The sequence below is a fragment of the Pseudoalteromonas sp. G5_S1_14_S5 genome (genome assembly GCF_054968605.1).
Genome location: NZ_JBQKUM010000003.1, coordinates 133,270 through 149,399 on the forward strand (window position 1 = coordinate 133,270; position 16,130 = coordinate 149,399).

The following is a 16,130-nucleotide window of genomic DNA, read 5'->3' on the forward strand; positions in this document are numbered from 1 at the left end:
ATAAACAGAGACAAAAAGAGCCTCACAAGGAGGCTCTTTTTACATTCTAACCGCACAATATTACGCGCTGATACCTGCATGGCGCAGCATCGCGTCAATTTGCGGCTCACGACCGCGGAAGCGTTTGAACAGCTCCATTGGCTCTTCACTGCCACCCATTTCTAGGATGTTATTCAGGAAGCGATTACCCGTTTCAGTGTTGAAGATACCCTCTTCTTCAAATGCTGAGAACGCATCTGCCGAAAGTACTTCAGCCCATAGGTAGCTGTAGTAACCCGCGCTGTAACCACCAGCGAAGATGTGGCTGAAGCTGTGTGAGAAACGGTTCCAATCAAGGCTTGGTAGTACAGCCACTTTAGACTTCACGTCAGCCAGTGTTTCAAGTACGCGCGCGCCCACTTCTGGATCGTAAGTAGTGTGTAGCGTAAAGTCGAACAGACCGAACTCTAGCTGGCGCAAAATGAACATCGCTGATTGGAAGTTCTTCGCCGCTAGCATTTTCTCTAGCATCTCTTTTGGTAAAGCTTCACCGGTTTCGAAGTGACCAGAAATGAATGCTAGAGCCTCTTCTTCCCAACACCAGTTTTCTAGGAACTGACTTGGCAACTCAACCGCATCCCAAGGCACACCATTGATACCGGCAACCGCGCCTGCTTCTACTTGAGTCAGCATATGGTGGATACCATGGCCAAACTCGTGGAACAGAGTCACAACTTCATCGTGGGTAAACAATGCTGGCTTGTCGCCAACCGGTTTATTGAAGTTACACGTTAGGTAAGCAACTGGCGTTTGTAGTTCACCAGCAGCGGTAATACGACGACCACGGCAGTCGTCCATCCATGCTCCGCCACGCTTGTGTTCACGAGCGTATAAATCTAAGTAGAAACTGCCACGCAATGTTTCATTAGCATCAAAGATATCAAAGAAGCGTACCGACTCATGCCATGTATCGACGCCTTCTCGCTCTTTCACTGTCATGCCAAATACACGATTCAGTACTTCAAACAAACCCGATACCGCTTTCGATTCAGGGAAGTAAGGACGCAGCTCTTCATCTGAGATTTGGAAAAGGTGCTGTTTCTGTTTTTCGCTGTAATAAGGGATATCCCAAAGTTCTAGCTCAGACACACCAAACTCTTTTTCAGCGAACTGGCGCAGCTCTTCCACTTCACGCTCACCTTGAGGTTTTGCTTTCACCGCTAAATCATTTAAGAAGCCCAGAACCTGATCTGGCGTCTCTGCCATTTTGGTTGCCAGAGATTTCTCGCTGTAAGTGCCAAAGCCAAGCATACGCGCGATCTCGTGACGCAATTTAAGCTGCTCAGTGATGATCTCAGTGTTGTCCCACTTGCCTGCGTTTGGACCACGGTCTGAAGCGCGAGTAACGTAAGCTTCGTACAGCTCTTTACGCAGCTCTTGGTTATCACAGTAGGTCATTACTGGTAGGTACGACGGGATATCTAAAGTCAGCAGGTAACCTTCTTGCTCTTTAGCCTCTGCCGCCGCTTTTGCCGCCGCCAGTGCTGATTCAGGCATGCCTGCCAACTCAGCAACATCAGTGACCTGCTTGCTCCAACCCATGGTTGCATCAAGTACATTATTGGAGAATTGAGAACCCAGCTCAGACTGACGCTTGCTGATCTCGCCATAGCGGTGCTGCTCGTCAGCGGGTAAACCAATGCCTGATAATTCGAAATCACGCAGTGCATCGGTAATGGTTTTTTGTTGAGCTCGATTTAATCCAGAGAATGCTTCGCTCGCCTTGATCGCTTTGTACGCTTCAAACAGACCTTTGTGTTGACCAACCCAGGTGCCGTACTCAGACAGCAGAGGTAAACAGCTTTCATACGCTTCACGCAGCTCGTCGCTGTTCACTACCGAGTTCATGTGGCTTACTGGTGACCAAACACGGCCTAAACGATCATCCACTTCTTCAATTGGAGCAACTAGGTTGTCCCAGCTTGGTGAAGTATTACCTTCAAGTACTTGTTCTATCTTGTTGCGACACGCTTCAATCACTTGCTCAACCGCTGGCTTAACGTGCTCAGGTTTGATTTGTGAAAACGGAGGTAGGTCCGTGAAGGTTAATAGCGGATTAGACATATAAACATTCCTTTGGCGTTAGAGACTTTCGTCTTTTTTGTAATGAGGTCGTCTTACAGTCATCAGGCTAAGCAGCGCCCTAAAAATCACCTGCGAATAGTTATTAAATAGTGCCCATAAAGGCAAATTTCAATAGTAGAACCAATAACTAACTGCAGATAGCTGACGACTGTCCCTGAATTGTTCGAGAATTTATGGCCCATTGAGGGTTATAATAATCAGATTAACCCACCTACACTAACCACACTCTAAAACGAGAGTGTTACGAGAGTTTAATTTGTTAAGTTATCGCCACAGCTTCCACGCAGGCAACCATGCCGACGTAGTAAAGCATATCGTACAGAGCCTTATTCTTAATTCTTTGAAACAGAAGGATAAGCCTTTTGTTTACCATGACACTCACTCTGGTGTAGGTCGTTACGACTTAACGCATGAATGGTCTGAAAAAACCGGTGAATACAAACAAGGTATCGCTCGCGTTTGGGAACAGCAAAATCTTCCTGAAGACATTCAAAGCTACCTTGAGTCTATCTCAACGCTAAACAACGGTGACAAGCTTCGCTACTACCCAGGTTCGCCACGTGTTGCACGTGCCCACCTACGTGACCAGGACCGCATGGTACTGACCGAGCTTCACCCAGCTGACCACCCGCTGCTTGAGCAAGAGTTCCACCGTGATCGTCAGGTATCGATCTACAAAGAAGATGGCTTTAAGCGTCTAAAAGCAAGTCTGCCGCCAAAAGAGCGCCGCGGCTTAGTACTGATCGATCCACCGTACGAGCTTGCAAAAGAGTACCGTGATGTAGTGACAGCTATTGCTCAAAGCCATAAGCGCTGGGCAACGGGTATCTACGCAATTTGGTACCCAGTCGTGAACCGTTGTGACATCGAAGACATGATCGAAGGCTTAGAAAGCTTGGGCATCAACAAGATTCTACAGATCGAGCTTGGTGTATCACCAGACACCAACGAGCGTGGCATGACAGCATCAGGCATGATTGTTATCAACCCACCCTGGAAACTAGAAAGCCAAATGAACGAGATTCTTCCATTCTTGAAGGAAGCAATTGCTCCAGCAACCGGTCACTACAAAGTAGAGTGGATCGTACCTGAGTAATCTCGATGCCACATCGAAGCTCAAAGAGCAGTCAAAAGACTGTGATGTGGACAAATAAATTTAAAACAGGGAGATTGAGTTCAACCAATCTGCCCTCAATATAATAATTAGACAATTTTAGAATCTATAGGACGTAGGTATCCAGTGTGCTCACTGTGACTACAACCCTCAATAAATGGAGAAAGTAATGGCGACTCATTTTGATTACATCTGTATCGGTGGCGGCAGCGGCGGCATCGCATCAGCAAACCGCGCGGCAATGCACGGTGCAAAAGTTGCACTTATCGAAGCTCAAGACCTTGGTGGTACTTGTGTAAACGTTGGTTGTGTTCCTAAGAAGGTAATGTGGCACGGCGCTCAAGTCGCTGAAGCGATCAACCTATACTCTGAAGACTACGGCTTTGATGTTGAAGTGAAGAAGTTCAACTGGAGCAAACTAATTGAGAACCGCCAAGCGTACATTGGTCGTATCCACCAATCTTACGATCGCGTACTTGGTAACAACAAAGTAAACGTAATCAAAGGTTTTGCTAAATTCGTTGACGAAAAGACGGTTGAAGTAAACGGTGAACACTACACAGCTGATCACATCCTGATCGCGGTAGGTGGTCGTCCAACGATTCCAAACATCCCAGGTGCAGAATACGGCATCGATTCAAATGGTTTCTTCGAGCTCATGGAGCAACCGAAACGCGTTGCGGTTATCGGTGCAGGCTACATCGCGGTTGAGATCGCAGGCGTACTAAGCGCACTTGGTACAGAGACACATCTGTTCTGCCGTAAAGAGTCTCCGCTACGTAGCTTCGACCCAATGATCGTTGAGACATTGGTTGAGGTGATGGAAGCAGAAGGTCCAACACTTCACACGCACTCTGTGCCTAAAGAAGTAGTGAAAGAAGCGGATGGCACACTGACTCTACACCTAGAGAATGGCAACACTCAAAACGTTGACCACCTAATCTGGGCTATTGGCCGTCACCCAGCGACTGACGCAATCAACTTAGCATCAACGGGCGTTGAGACAAACGACCGTGGCTACATCAAGGTAGACGAGTTCCAAGCGACTAACGTTCCTGGCATCTACTGTGTGGGTGACATCATGGAAGGCGGTATCGAGCTAACTCCTGTGGCAGTTAAAGCAGGTCGTCAGCTTTCTGAGCGTCTATTCAACGGTCAAACTAACGCAAAAATGGACTACAACCTAGTTCCTACTGTTGTATTCAGCCACCCACCTATCGGCACAATCGGCCTAACGACTCAAGAAGCTGAAGAGAAGTATGGCAAAGACAACATCAAGGTTTACACATCAGGCTTCACTGCGATGTACACAGCCGTAACCAAGCACCGTCAACCTTGTAAGATGAAACTAGTATGTGCTGGCGAAGAAGAGACAGTCGTTGGTCTACACGGCATCGGCTTCACGGTTGACGAGATGATTCAAGGCTTCGGCGTTGCAATGAAGATGGGTGCAACCAAAGCAGACTTCGACTCTGTTGTGGCAATTCACCCAACGGGCAGCGAAGAATTCGTTACCATGCGTTAACTCTTTGTAAGTCATAGAAATATTATAAAAAAGCCGACATGTGTCGGCTTTTTGCGTTTTTTGTCATATGGTTCACATTTTTATTAACCGAATCGTAACTCATCCACTTAACATATATTTAAGGCAATAATATAATCGCACGCTATTGATTACACACATAACAACAAAAAATAACTCAACTACATAAGGGATGTACGAGTAATGAAAAAAGTGAGTATTCTCGCAGCGGCGATTGCAGTGGCTTTAACAGGTTGTGGTAGCGACAGTTCTAATTCAGGCACTACAACGCCTGCAGAACCGTCAGCAACCAACAAATTTATCGACGCGGCTGTTGAAGGTATCTACTACAATACTAGTTCTGGCTTAAACGGTGTTACGAACAGTGAGGGCGAATTTACCGCTAAGACTAGCGACACGGTTACCTTCTTCATTGGCGGCGAAAACGGCTTAAAAGTAGGTGCAGCATCAAACCGTGATGTACTGACTCCATTTGAAGCAGCAGGTAAATACGCTCGCGCACTTAACCTAGCAATTTTACTTCAGTCTCTGGATAACCAGTTTGGTAGCACTTCAGATGAAGTTCTGACAATTCCAGACATGCTGCGCGAACCTGATGCTGCTACGTTAGCGAAGATGAAAGATCTAAGTCTAGACGACACTACAAGCGTAACGGACTTCCTAAAAGCGATTGGTATAGAAACTGCAAAAATCGCTTCCGAAAGTGATGCTCTAACACACATGCAATCTGCATTTGGATCAATGGAACGCGGTGATGACTCTGCAAATCCATTTATCACTGCTGGCAAGTTCGTTCGTTACATTGATGTCACCCAGAACTCTAAAGAATTCATATACGTCCACGCTGACAAGCTAATGGAAGAAGACATGTTCGAGCGCACTCGCGGCATGACCGAGATGACGTTCAAAGTAAATTCTGCAGAATCAGTCACTATGTTAGCAGGATCTAACGACTATTCATTATCAGAAAGCTTTGCTGAGCAATACCTAACATGTGTATCTAACTCTGCTAATCAATGGATAGATGAAGACAGCTCGAAACAACAAGGTTGTGATACAAACAAGGATGATACTGTAGACCAAACAAATGGCTCAGTGACACCTGATAGTAAATTTGTATTGAATGACGCGTTTGCCTACAAACTTCGAGACTTGGCACAATCAGCAACCGCTGATGAAGAGTTCACAGCCGAAGACATCGAAGGATGGAAGCCATTTGATGTACAAAAAGCTTCTGACTTGAATCACTACACAGCAAACAATGTCTGGGATGACAAAGATGAAGACAGCAACACATCAAACTGGATTCGTGATACCACTTCTGGCTCTTTCGATCCTGTAACTGGCATTTATTCTGAAATCGTTAAGAAAGAAACACTGGGTAGCGACGTTAGCAATAGCCCATCTCGTGTAACCGAGCGTGTTGCTTACTACTACGAGATCCCAACAAAAGATTCTGAACGTTACGTGGATTTCACAGGAACATGGGAAACAAAAGAGTACTGTGACAATGGCGAAGTTGCAGTAAGTACTATGGTGTTCGGCGCAACAAAAGTAACGACATCAGGTTTTGAGTGTGAGAGCGAAAACGGCGGCCAATCTTCGCCAGAAGATATGGGGCAGTTTGATGCAACCTATGCGGAGTTAGGCGCTATTGATTACTGGTGGTTTGGTCAAACAGACCGAGCTTCTAAAGCGACACTAACAGAACTGAACACCGTTGTTCGTTTCTGCGACCAAGACAATTACGTTGCAGGCTCGTCTTGTAACTCAAATGATGAATACTTCGTTAAGTGGGAATACCAACCTGCTGGCACCAACTGGGATGAAGGCCTACTTATCCGTCGTAAGATGGATAACACAGGCAACACCAATGGTCGTGTTAGCATCATGCAGAAAATCAACTAGTCACTGAGTTATTTTGATGACCTAATCAGAAACCAGGAGCTGTGCTTCTGGTTTTTTCATTTTGGAGCCACATGAACCTTCAAACAACTATTAACGTAGATACCAAAACAAAGACCTATCTAGAACAACAATGGAGTTTGTGATGAATCTACTAATTGAATCATTTGAAGGCGGGATTTACTTAGCTTACCAAGTCGTTGGCGAGCAAAAGCGATTAATTAAAGACGACCACCAGCACCCGATGAAATTTTTGAGTGTCAACCAAGCGCGTGACCACTTTAGTAATCAAGGCGTATCGTCAGCAACGCTGATTCACAACAGCGCTTACGATGAGATGTGTGGTGAGCACTGTGGTAGTACACAACCATTCGAGATTGATTTGAAATGGAGTTGAATGGCTTTTATATTTCTTTATCAATATCAATAGAAAGGCTTGCACATCGGCAAGCCTTTTTCTTTAGTGAATTAACGCGCCATGCGTTTTTGCCTACGCTTAATATTCTGTTCTTTCACAATGAAATCAAATAACGGAGCAAACAGGTTCGCAAACAAGATTGCGAGCATGATGCCCTCTGGATAGGCAGGGTTGAGTACTCGAATACCGACCGTCATTACGCCAATTAGGATCCCGTAGGCCCATTTACTGTTATTAGTGAACGCTGCAGATACCGGGTCGGTAGCCATGAAGAAAGTACCAAACGCGACGCCACCTAATACAAAGTGCCAGTAAAACGGCATCGAAAACATTGGGTTAGTATCCGATCCAATCCAGTTCAGTAGACTCGACGTGACTACAAGACCAACAATCACACCAGCCACAATACGCCAAGACGCTATCTTCATGACAATCAGAATCACACCGGTCAGCATAATAAGCAGTGAAGACACTTCGCCCATCGAGCCTGGAATGTTTCCGATGAAGGCATCCATCCAAGTAATTGCCTCGCCTGTCATGTTATTGACAAGCGAAGTGCTGCCGCCTTCATACCATTGGCTTAAAGGCGTTGCGCCTGAATAACCATCGGCTGCCACCCATACCAAGCCACCGGACATATTTGCAGGATAGGCGAAGTAGAGAAAGGCTCGACCAGCAAGGGCTGGGTTAAGGAAATTGCGTCCTGTACCACCGAACAACTCCTTGGCAACGACAATACCAAAGGTAATACCCAAAGCGGCTTGCCACAGCGGGATGGTTGGCGGAAGAATAAGTGCAAACAATACCGAGCTTACAAAAAAACCTTCATTCACCTCGTGTTTTCGTACAACGGCAAATAAAACCTCCCAGAAGCCCCCGACCACAAATACGGTGGCATAAACAGGTAAGAAGTAGAGCGCCCCCAAAAACATCTGGCTTCCCCAGCCGCTTGCTACTAACGACTGTGCATCACCAAACGCCCAAGATAGACGCCAACTACTATCAATGATAGAAGCCAGCTCGGCACCGGAATAGGTAGCCGTTAACCCCATCACGGATTGATGACCTACGTTGTACATACCCCAAAACATCGCGGGGAAAGTGGCTAACCACACTAGAATCATAATCCGTTTTAGGTCAATACTGTCTCGGACATGGGTTATCCCTCGGTTCACATTCCCTGGGGTGTAAAATATGGTCGCAAATGCCTCATACACTGGGTAGAGCTTTTCGTACTTCCCCCCAGCTTCGAAGCTAGGAGCTACATCTTCTAATCGTTTTTTCAAACTCATAATCTCAATCACCTTATTGCTGAGTTATAGTTTTCTACGCATCAACTGCACTATTTGAGCAATTTTTAGTGATTTTTGATCAAATTCATTTGAAGATGTCTACCATCGGCTAACTATATACAACTTAACAGGATGTCCTAGCCTTTGAATTACGAGGTTTAAAAACAACAAAGCCCCAGCAATCGCTGAGGCTTAAGTAAGGCTTCAATCCGACGTGTTACTTCACACACATCACGTTAAGTAGCGAAGAGCCTTTGAGTTGATTTACGTTACCATTAGTGAATAGGCCTTTCTTATCCGCCCCCCAATAAGGTAGATGCATTGGCCAACTCTGGTTTTCCATCACTTTTGAGCCTAGGATGCTCTGCCACTGCTTTTCAGTCATCAGCTTCATGTTGATCTTATTACATACCAGCTCTGCGCTGCCATAATCCAAACGACTCCAAGGCTTACCTTGCTCCATGTAGAACTGCTGCTCATGGTCTAGCAGGTAAGGGATCGCGTATTGGTTACCGGCAACATTTGCCGTCACGCGAACTTCAATCTCTAGATCGTTATCTGAATTTTTGCTACCACTTGGCAATGCCTTAATGGCGGCTGCACTCGTCACTGCTGCCGCTGGCTTGGCTGCTACGGGTTTCGCCGCAGGCTTAGTTGCAGGTTTTACAGGAGCCTTAACCGGTGTCGGTTTTGCTGCTTTCGGCTCGGCCGCTCTTGCCACGATAGGTTGTGATGAGGTCTGCGACTTATCAACCATACGAATAAAGGCTTCGCCATAACCTGGCACCTTACGAACCTGAGCTAGATCTTTGCTTGCATCTGAAAATGTAGAGTAAGGACCAATCAAACAACGATAATCACCACCCTCAGGTTTCATCCATACGTTGGTCGAAATTTTGCCGTAAAGAGGTTTTGCTTGGCTCAGTGACAAAGGCTTGTTCAGCAGGCCACATTGAACCCAAAACAGCTCGTTATCTGAATGACGTTTAGGCGCTTTATTCCCCCAAACACCCTTACCGATCGGACATGATTGCTCTAGCAGTGGTAATTGATTGGTACTTGCCTGAGTAGCATCACATAAAACCGATTCTGCATTAACTTGGCTCGATACCAAGAGGGATGCAGCAATAAGCCCCATACGATAATTTCTAGTCACAGCGCGACATACATCATTCATTGTCAATTTCATAACCACCACTTAAACCCTCACGGGGTTAATTATTACCGAATTAATGTCGATAAAACATGAATTCCATTTTAAGTACTATTGACACTATCAATAATACTTAGTTCAAGATCCATTAAGCAAAAAAAGAGCCGTAATTGCTTACGGCTCTTAGTTTAGTGATTTTTTTTACTAAAAATCAAACCAAGCTATCACCCTTTATAAATTTTAGGGTTAAACACGTCACGTAACCAGTCACCTAGTAGGTTGATCACAAGTACCAGCGTCACCAATACGACACCAGGGAAGGCTGTAATCCACCATGCACCAGAGAAAATGTAGTTAAAACCAGTACTGATTAGTGCGCCGAGTGACGGTTGGTCTACCGGTAGACCTAAACCTAGGAAAGAAAGTGCCGCTTCTGACATGATGGCATTTGCCACCTGTACCGTAGAGATAACCAAAATTGGTGATAAACAGTTCGGTAGAATATGACGGAACATGATGCGCGGCGCTCTGAAACCCATCACGCGTGCTGCTTCTACATACTCTTTCTTCTTCTCAGCCAATACCGATGCACGAATCGTACGAGCATATTGTGGCCATTCGGCAATACCGATGATCACCACCAGCATCACTACCGCATATTGCGCGTAGAAATCACTACCGAAACTCGCCTTAAAGATAGCCGAGACAATGATCGCAACCATCATAGTTGAGAACGAGAGCTGAACATCAGCAAAACGCATCAAGAAGCTATCGATGCGACCACCGAAGTAACCCGCAGATAGACCAATGATGATGCCTAGAGTCAGCTGTAGACCAACGGCTAGGAAACCAATCGTCAGTGATAAGCGAGAGCCGTAAAGCATAGTCGATAGAATGTCACGACCCTGCTCATCGGTACCCAGTAAGAAACGCTCTTCGCCATCTTCCATCCAAGACGGTGGTAGCTCAGAGTCCATGATATCGATAGACGTCACGTCATATGGGTCTGTTGGCGCTAGAATAGGCGCCGCCAATGCCATCACCAAGAAAGCAGTGAAAACAGCAAAGCTGAACATTGCCACTTTGTCACGCAAGAAGTAGTACAGAATATCTGACTGCTTAAATCGCTCCCAACGAGATGGAGCTGTTGTAGTTTGTTCCATGATTATGCTCCTTTCCCTGTGATGTTCACTGTTGGGTTAATGATGCCGTATAGCAGGTCAACAATGGTGTTCGTTACTACGAAGATAAGACCAACGAAGATAACGTATGCGGTAATCAGTGGTGTATCCACTCGGTTAATCGCTTCAAGGAATAGGAAGCCGGTGCCCGGCCACTGGAATACAGTTTCAGTAAGAATCGTGTAAGCCACCATAGTACCAATCTGAACACCACCTACCGTTAGTACAGGTAGCATTGTGTTTTTCAGAGCGTGCTGGTAGTAAATCTTGTTCAGTTCCAGACCTTTCGCTTTACCAAACTTGATGTACTCAGAGCTCAGCACTTCTAGCATCTCTGAACGAACGAGACGAATGAAAAGCGGTAGCATGATAGATGCAAGCGCGATACTTGGCAGAACTAAGTGTGCAAGGCCATCTAGCGTTAGGAAACCAGACTCCCAGCCAAACCAATTTGCCGTTTCACCACGGCCAAACGACGGCAGCCAACCAAGTTCAATTGAGAAGACGTACATCAGCATGATTGCCGTTAAGAAAACAGGCACAGAGATACCGATACTACTGCCCGCCATCACCAGCTTAGTGAAGAAACTTTTTGGGTGTATTGCTGAATAAACGCCAAGTGGAATCGACAGACAAACGATGATCAGAGAAGCGCCAAACACAAGTTCAAGCGTCGCCACCAGCTTATCTAAGATTACGTCCACTGCAGGGCGTTTAAAGAAATATGAAGTACCAAGATCACCTTGTAGAGCTGCGCCTACAAAGCGAGTGTATTTTGTAATGAAGGGATCATTTAAGCCGAGTTCATCACGCAGCGCTTGACGCTCCGATTCTGACACAGATTGACCGACTAACTCACGCAACGGGTCGCCCAGGTTATCCTGAATGGCAAACGCCACCAAACTGATCACAAACATCACTATCAGTGCCTGAAACAGGCGCTTGACCAGAAACGTAACCATTCCTTGCCCCTTATCTATCCATGATTATCTAATCGAAATCCACGACCAGATAACAAAAATTCAGTCTTAAAAAAGGTATTTAGCCAGACTGAAGGAAGACCAAATACCTAAACTTAAATCTATTTCTTAATAGTTTGAGAGCCTGAAAGCTTCAGGCTCTCGATTCTAGCAAGCTAGGTTATTTTACAACTAGATCGCCAAAGTAAGGCATAACCATTGGGTTTACGATATCTGCAGCACCTACGTTTGACTTCGCGCCCCACGCTTCACTTTGCCAGTGTAGCGGTACGAATGCAGCGTCGTTATATAGTGTTGCTTCAACGCCTTTCAGCATCTTAGAACGCTTAACTGGATCAGTTTCAGTATTGGAAGCTTCTACAATCGCATCCATTTCTGGGTTTGAGTAACCAGAACAGTTGTATTGACCACGACCTGTCTCTTCGTTACGAGTCATTGTTAGGAACTCATTAAAGTTCGCTGAATCTTCAGTATCTGAGTGCCAGCCGATCATCATCATGTCAGCAGAACATAGGTCAAACTCAGGCCAGTACTGTGCTTTAGGCATCGTCTTAAGATCAACTTTGATACCAATCTTAGATAGCATTGCCGCCGCTGCTTGCGCTACTTTCGCATCGTTCACGTAACGGTTGTTTGGTGCCATCATAGTTAGTGTAAAGCCATCTTCGTAGCCCGCTTCTTTCATCAGCTCTTTCGCTTTCTTAAGATCGTAACGAGGAACTAGTTCTTCGTTGTGACCCGCGTAGCCTGTTGGGCTTTGCTGACCAGCAGCGGTTGCGAAGCCTTTCATGATCTTCTTAACGATACCTTCGTTGTTGATTGCGTGAACAATCGCCTGACGAACGCGAACATCTTTAAGAGCTTCGTTGCTGTTTTGGTTCATTTGGAATGTGATGATGCGAGTACCAGGTAGCGTTACCAGATCGATATTCTTAGCGTTCTTAACACGCTTGTGATCGTTTGGTGCTACTGGGTGAATCATATCTACGTCACCAGAAAGAAGTGCAGCAACACGTGTTGCGTCCTCTTTAATTGGCACAAGTGTTAGCTTGTCTACGTTACCTTCAGACTCTGTGTCCCAGTAATCGTTGAAACGTTCGAACGTTACTTTAACGCCTTGCTCACGCTGCGTTACGATGAAAGGACCAGTACCTGAAACGTTAGTCGAAGCGAACGAGTTACCGTGCTTAACTAGCTCAGACTTGTCTTTACCTTCCGCTGTCTTACCAGAGTAGAACTTGCTGTCCATTGGGAAGATGTAAGTTGCTGTTTGTAGTACTAGTGGGTAAGCCGCTTTTGATACTAGCTCAACTGTGTAATCATCCACTTTTACCATTTTTTCGTATGGCGTGAAGATTGACTTAAAGTCTGGAGAAGCTTGTAGACGTTCAAAAGTCCACACAACATCATCAGCAGTCAGTTCGTTACCAGAGTGGAATTTCACACCTTTGCGTAGGTTGAAACGGAAAGTCGTTTCATCAACACGCTCCCAGCTAGATGCTAAGCGGCCTTCGAAATCCATCTCTTGAGTGAAACGTACTAGAGGGTCAAACACCATGTGAGACATTTGCAGTGTGCCACCAGACAGCTGCTCGTGCGGGTCAAGTGATACTGGGTCAGCTGCATAGCCAACGGTAATATCTGCTGCTGCTGCACTAAAGCTTAGGCCAGCTGCCATCAAAGCTACTGCTAATTTGCTTTTCATGGTTTTCATTGCATAACTCCTTCATGCGGGAATCCAGATCCCTAGTTGTTGTATTTGCGTCTGTTTATTGTTGTTAGCAAGCTAAACTCCAACCTGCTGACTTTTATACCGCGGCTTGTGCCACTGCTTTCTCTTCTCTCAAACCTGTAAATTCAGGCATTAAAGAAATTAGTTGTTTGCTGTATTCATGCTGAGGTGATTGGAATAACTGCTCTGTAGGCGCAACTTCCAATAATGTTCCCATCTGCATCACGCCAACACGGTCGCACATTTGGCGAATAACCGGTAAATCGTGACTGATAAACAGCATGGTTAGGTTTAACTCGTCTTGTAAATCTTTTAGTAGATTAAGGATTTGAGCCTGTACCGACACATCCAGTGCCGATGTTGGTTCATCACAAATCAAAAGACGTGGGCGAGTCGCCAAAGCGCGAGCGATAGAAATACGCTGACGTTGACCACCTGAGAATTCGTGTGGGTACTTCACCCCAGCCATTTTGCCTAAACCAACGTGCTCTAGCAGGTCATTGACGATCTGACGAGTTTCGCTTTCGTTGCGAGTAAGCTTATGGAATCGAATAGGTTCAGCAATGATGTCGAATATCTTCATTCGAGGGTTCATTGATGTGTAAGGGTTTTGGAAAACCATCTGCATTTGGCGACGCATAGGGCGACGCTCTTTTTCAGATTTCAGGCCTGTCAGGTCAACGCCTTCAAACGTTACCTTGCCCGAGTTTGGCGCGTACAAACCAGCAATTACACGAGCAATTGTTGATTTACCTGAGCCTGATTCACCCACCAAACCAAACGTCTCACCTTCATGTACTTCAAAGCTCACGTTGTTTGACGCCTGAACGTACTCACGACGGCTCTCAAAGAATGAATCTTTAGTGGTGAAACGCAGGTTTACGTTTTCAACATTTAATAGTGGGCCTGTGTAATCACGGTGATCTTGGCTTTGACCCAACCAGTGATTTTTCACATCAAGTGGTTCCATCTCGTGCGCTTCTTCGATGTAGCTCACCAGTGGGAAACGATCGAGTTTGCGGTCTGAACGCGGAACCGCAGAGATCAAGCTGTGTGTGTATGGGTGTTCTGGCGTACCAAGCACTTTAGCTGTTGGGCCAAACTCAACCAAGTCACCACGATACATTACGGCTACGCGATCGGTTACGTTAGATACCACACCCATGTCGTGCGTTACCAACATACAACCTACGTTTTTCTTAATGCATAGATCGCGAATCAAACCTAAGATTTGGTCTTGGATAGACACATCCAGTGCGGTGGTTGGTTCATCTGCGATGATAAGGTCAGGCTCACCAGCCAATGCAATCGCAATAACCACACGCTGACGCATACCACCAGAAAATTGGTGAGGATACTGTTTTAAGCGGTTTTCTGGCTGTGGGATACCAACTTGATTCATCAAGTCGAGAGAGCGCTCATAGGCTTCTTGATCGGAAACCTTCATGTTGGCATGAATCGTTTCTTTTAACTGCTGTTCTACGGTGAATAGAGGGTTAAGAGACGTCATCGGATCTTGGAAGATAAAACCAATCTTTGAGCCGCGAACAGAGCGCATCTGTTCAGGAGATAAGCCAGAGACTTTTTCGCCATCCAGAAATACCTCGCCGCTAGCAATGCGACCAGGGGGGCTCAACAGATCGATAACCGCGTTACCTACCGTTGACTTACCAGCACCAGATTCGCCTACAACACCAACAATCTCACCACGTTCAATATTGAACGAAAGCGATTTAACTGCGGCGTGAACTCCATGACGAGATGGGTATTCGATACGAAGATTTTTTACTTCTAAAAGTGACATTACCAGACCTCTACTGCTTTGGCAGCTTTCTGCCCTGTCTGCAAAATTGAATCCATTCTTACCAGAATATTGTTCTGATATTTTATACGTTTGACAATTTGGCAAATAATTCACAGAAAATCAACAAAAATAGGATAAAAAGTCGACATTAAACGTTTAACAAGCAAAACCAGAACATAACTATTCACCACAGAGGCATATAGTAAGAAAAAACAGCATTATACTAGTGGTAGTAAATACTCACAAAACCCTTACTACAACTTACTTGTAAAGCTAAAGCCATGGTTGAGAGCAGATCTCACTACCAATCATTAAAAACAAATAATTATTCCAAAAAACAATTAACACTATAGAAACATAATCTAATTTATCTATTTATATCAAACAGAACAACTAAATAGAGTTGTGTGAGCCATATTTATAACCACTAATATAGGTTCGACAAATATAAGATAATAAAACAAGCAGATGGATAAATTAGTTGGAATTTTCGGCAATTAGGGAGGGGGAAAAATGCTAAATACAGCCATTAATCGACAGTTTTGGGGTTAGGTTTCATTTTTCGTAAAAGTCTATAGGCCAAACCTATCAACCTGTCGAATTTATTTGTCATTAAATGATACAGATTAGATATAGATCGACCGGTTTAATGAATTGTGGTTTTATGTGGAGAAAGCAGAGGAGAAGAGCGGTCACATTGAACGTGCAACACTTCTGAGAGGTTATTTTTCTTGTATCGCATTTATGGCACGGATGGCTCTAGTTAAAGCTATTTATAGTGGGTTCGATCGGGTTAGCTCTCAAGCCAACAGCCTCCAAGTCAAAAATGCTCTAAATCCTAAACGAAAAAAAGCCCCGTCATTTCTGACGAGGCTTTCTTATAG

The 16,130-nt window shown here is 45.2% G+C and carries 12 protein-coding genes; 5 read left to right on the plus strand and 7 right to left on the minus strand.

Annotated features, from left to right (window positions below):
- Positions 1–60: 60 nt before the first annotated feature.
- Positions 61–2,103 carry an oligopeptidase A gene (gene prlC, locus ACTRWI_RS01955; RefSeq protein ID WP_499128893.1) on the minus strand — a complete coding sequence of 681 codons (2,043 nt, stop codon included), beginning with the start codon at positions 2,101–2,103 and terminating at the stop codon, positions 61–63.
- Positions 2,104–2,380: 277 nt separating this feature from the next.
- Here prlC and ACTRWI_RS01960 point away from each other — a divergent pair, with 277 nt between their 5' ends.
- The 4 genes from ACTRWI_RS01960 to ACTRWI_RS01975 all read left to right on the plus strand — a co-directional run bounded on the left by ACTRWI_RS01960 (position 2,381) and on the right by ACTRWI_RS01975 (position 7,083).
- Positions 2,381–3,220 carry a 23S rRNA (adenine(2030)-N(6))-methyltransferase RlmJ gene (locus tag ACTRWI_RS01960; RefSeq protein ID WP_004740945.1) on the plus strand — a complete coding sequence of 280 codons (840 nt, stop codon included), beginning with the start codon at positions 2,381–2,383 and terminating at the stop codon, positions 3,218–3,220.
- 187 nt (positions 3,221–3,407) lie between these two features.
- Positions 3,408–4,763 (plus strand): glutathione-disulfide reductase, encoded by a 1,356-nt coding sequence (gene gorA / locus ACTRWI_RS01965; protein ID WP_004740943.1) that lies wholly within the window; start codon positions 3,408–3,410, stop codon positions 4,761–4,763.
- Between the two features lie 201 nt (positions 4,764–4,964).
- Entirely contained in the window at positions 4,965–6,689 is a 1,725-nt protein-coding gene (locus ACTRWI_RS01970) for a hypothetical protein (RefSeq protein ID WP_499128896.1), read from the plus strand.
- Positions 6,690–6,831: 142 nt separating this feature from the next.
- Positions 6,832–7,083, plus strand: coding sequence for a DUF6482 family protein (locus ACTRWI_RS01975; RefSeq protein ID WP_499128898.1), 252 nt, complete (start codon positions 6,832–6,834; stop codon positions 7,081–7,083).
- A 71-nt stretch (positions 7,084–7,154) separates the two neighbouring features.
- Here ACTRWI_RS01975 and ACTRWI_RS01980 read toward each other — a convergent pair whose 3' ends face one another.
- From ACTRWI_RS01980 to ACTRWI_RS02005, 6 genes are all read right to left on the minus strand, one after another.
- On the minus strand, positions 7,155–8,396 hold the full coding sequence (locus tag ACTRWI_RS01980; protein ID WP_499128900.1) for an NADH:ubiquinone reductase (Na(+)-transporting) subunit B: 1,242 nt from the start codon (positions 8,394–8,396) through the stop codon (positions 7,155–7,157).
- Between the two features lie 217 nt (positions 8,397–8,613).
- Positions 8,614–9,585 (minus strand): SPOR domain-containing protein, encoded by a 972-nt coding sequence (locus ACTRWI_RS01985; protein WP_499128902.1) that lies wholly within the window; start codon positions 9,583–9,585, stop codon positions 8,614–8,616.
- Positions 9,586–9,773: 188 nt separating this feature from the next.
- Complete coding sequence (locus ACTRWI_RS01990; RefSeq protein WP_008218598.1) at positions 9,774–10,712, minus strand: ABC transporter permease; 939 nt, start codon at positions 10,710–10,712, stop codon at positions 9,774–9,776.
- Positions 10,713–10,714: 2 nt separating this feature from the next.
- A complete protein-coding gene (locus tag ACTRWI_RS01995; RefSeq protein WP_061033080.1) occupies positions 10,715–11,692 on the minus strand; it encodes an ABC transporter permease in 978 nt (325 codons plus the stop codon).
- Between the two features lie 178 nt (positions 11,693–11,870).
- On the minus strand, positions 11,871–13,424 hold the full coding sequence (locus ACTRWI_RS02000) for an ABC transporter substrate-binding protein (protein ID WP_499128904.1): 1,554 nt from the start codon (positions 13,422–13,424) through the stop codon (positions 11,871–11,873).
- 94 nt (positions 13,425–13,518) lie between these two features.
- Positions 13,519–15,246 (minus strand): dipeptide ABC transporter ATP-binding protein, encoded by a 1,728-nt coding sequence (locus ACTRWI_RS02005; RefSeq protein ID WP_004740930.1) that lies wholly within the window; start codon positions 15,244–15,246, stop codon positions 13,519–13,521.
- 666 nt (positions 15,247–15,912) lie between these two features.
- Between ACTRWI_RS02005 and ACTRWI_RS02010 the strand changes: the two genes are divergently transcribed.
- Positions 15,913–16,130: hypothetical protein (locus ACTRWI_RS02010; protein WP_499128906.1), on the plus strand; the 218-nt coding region annotated here is incomplete at its 3' end.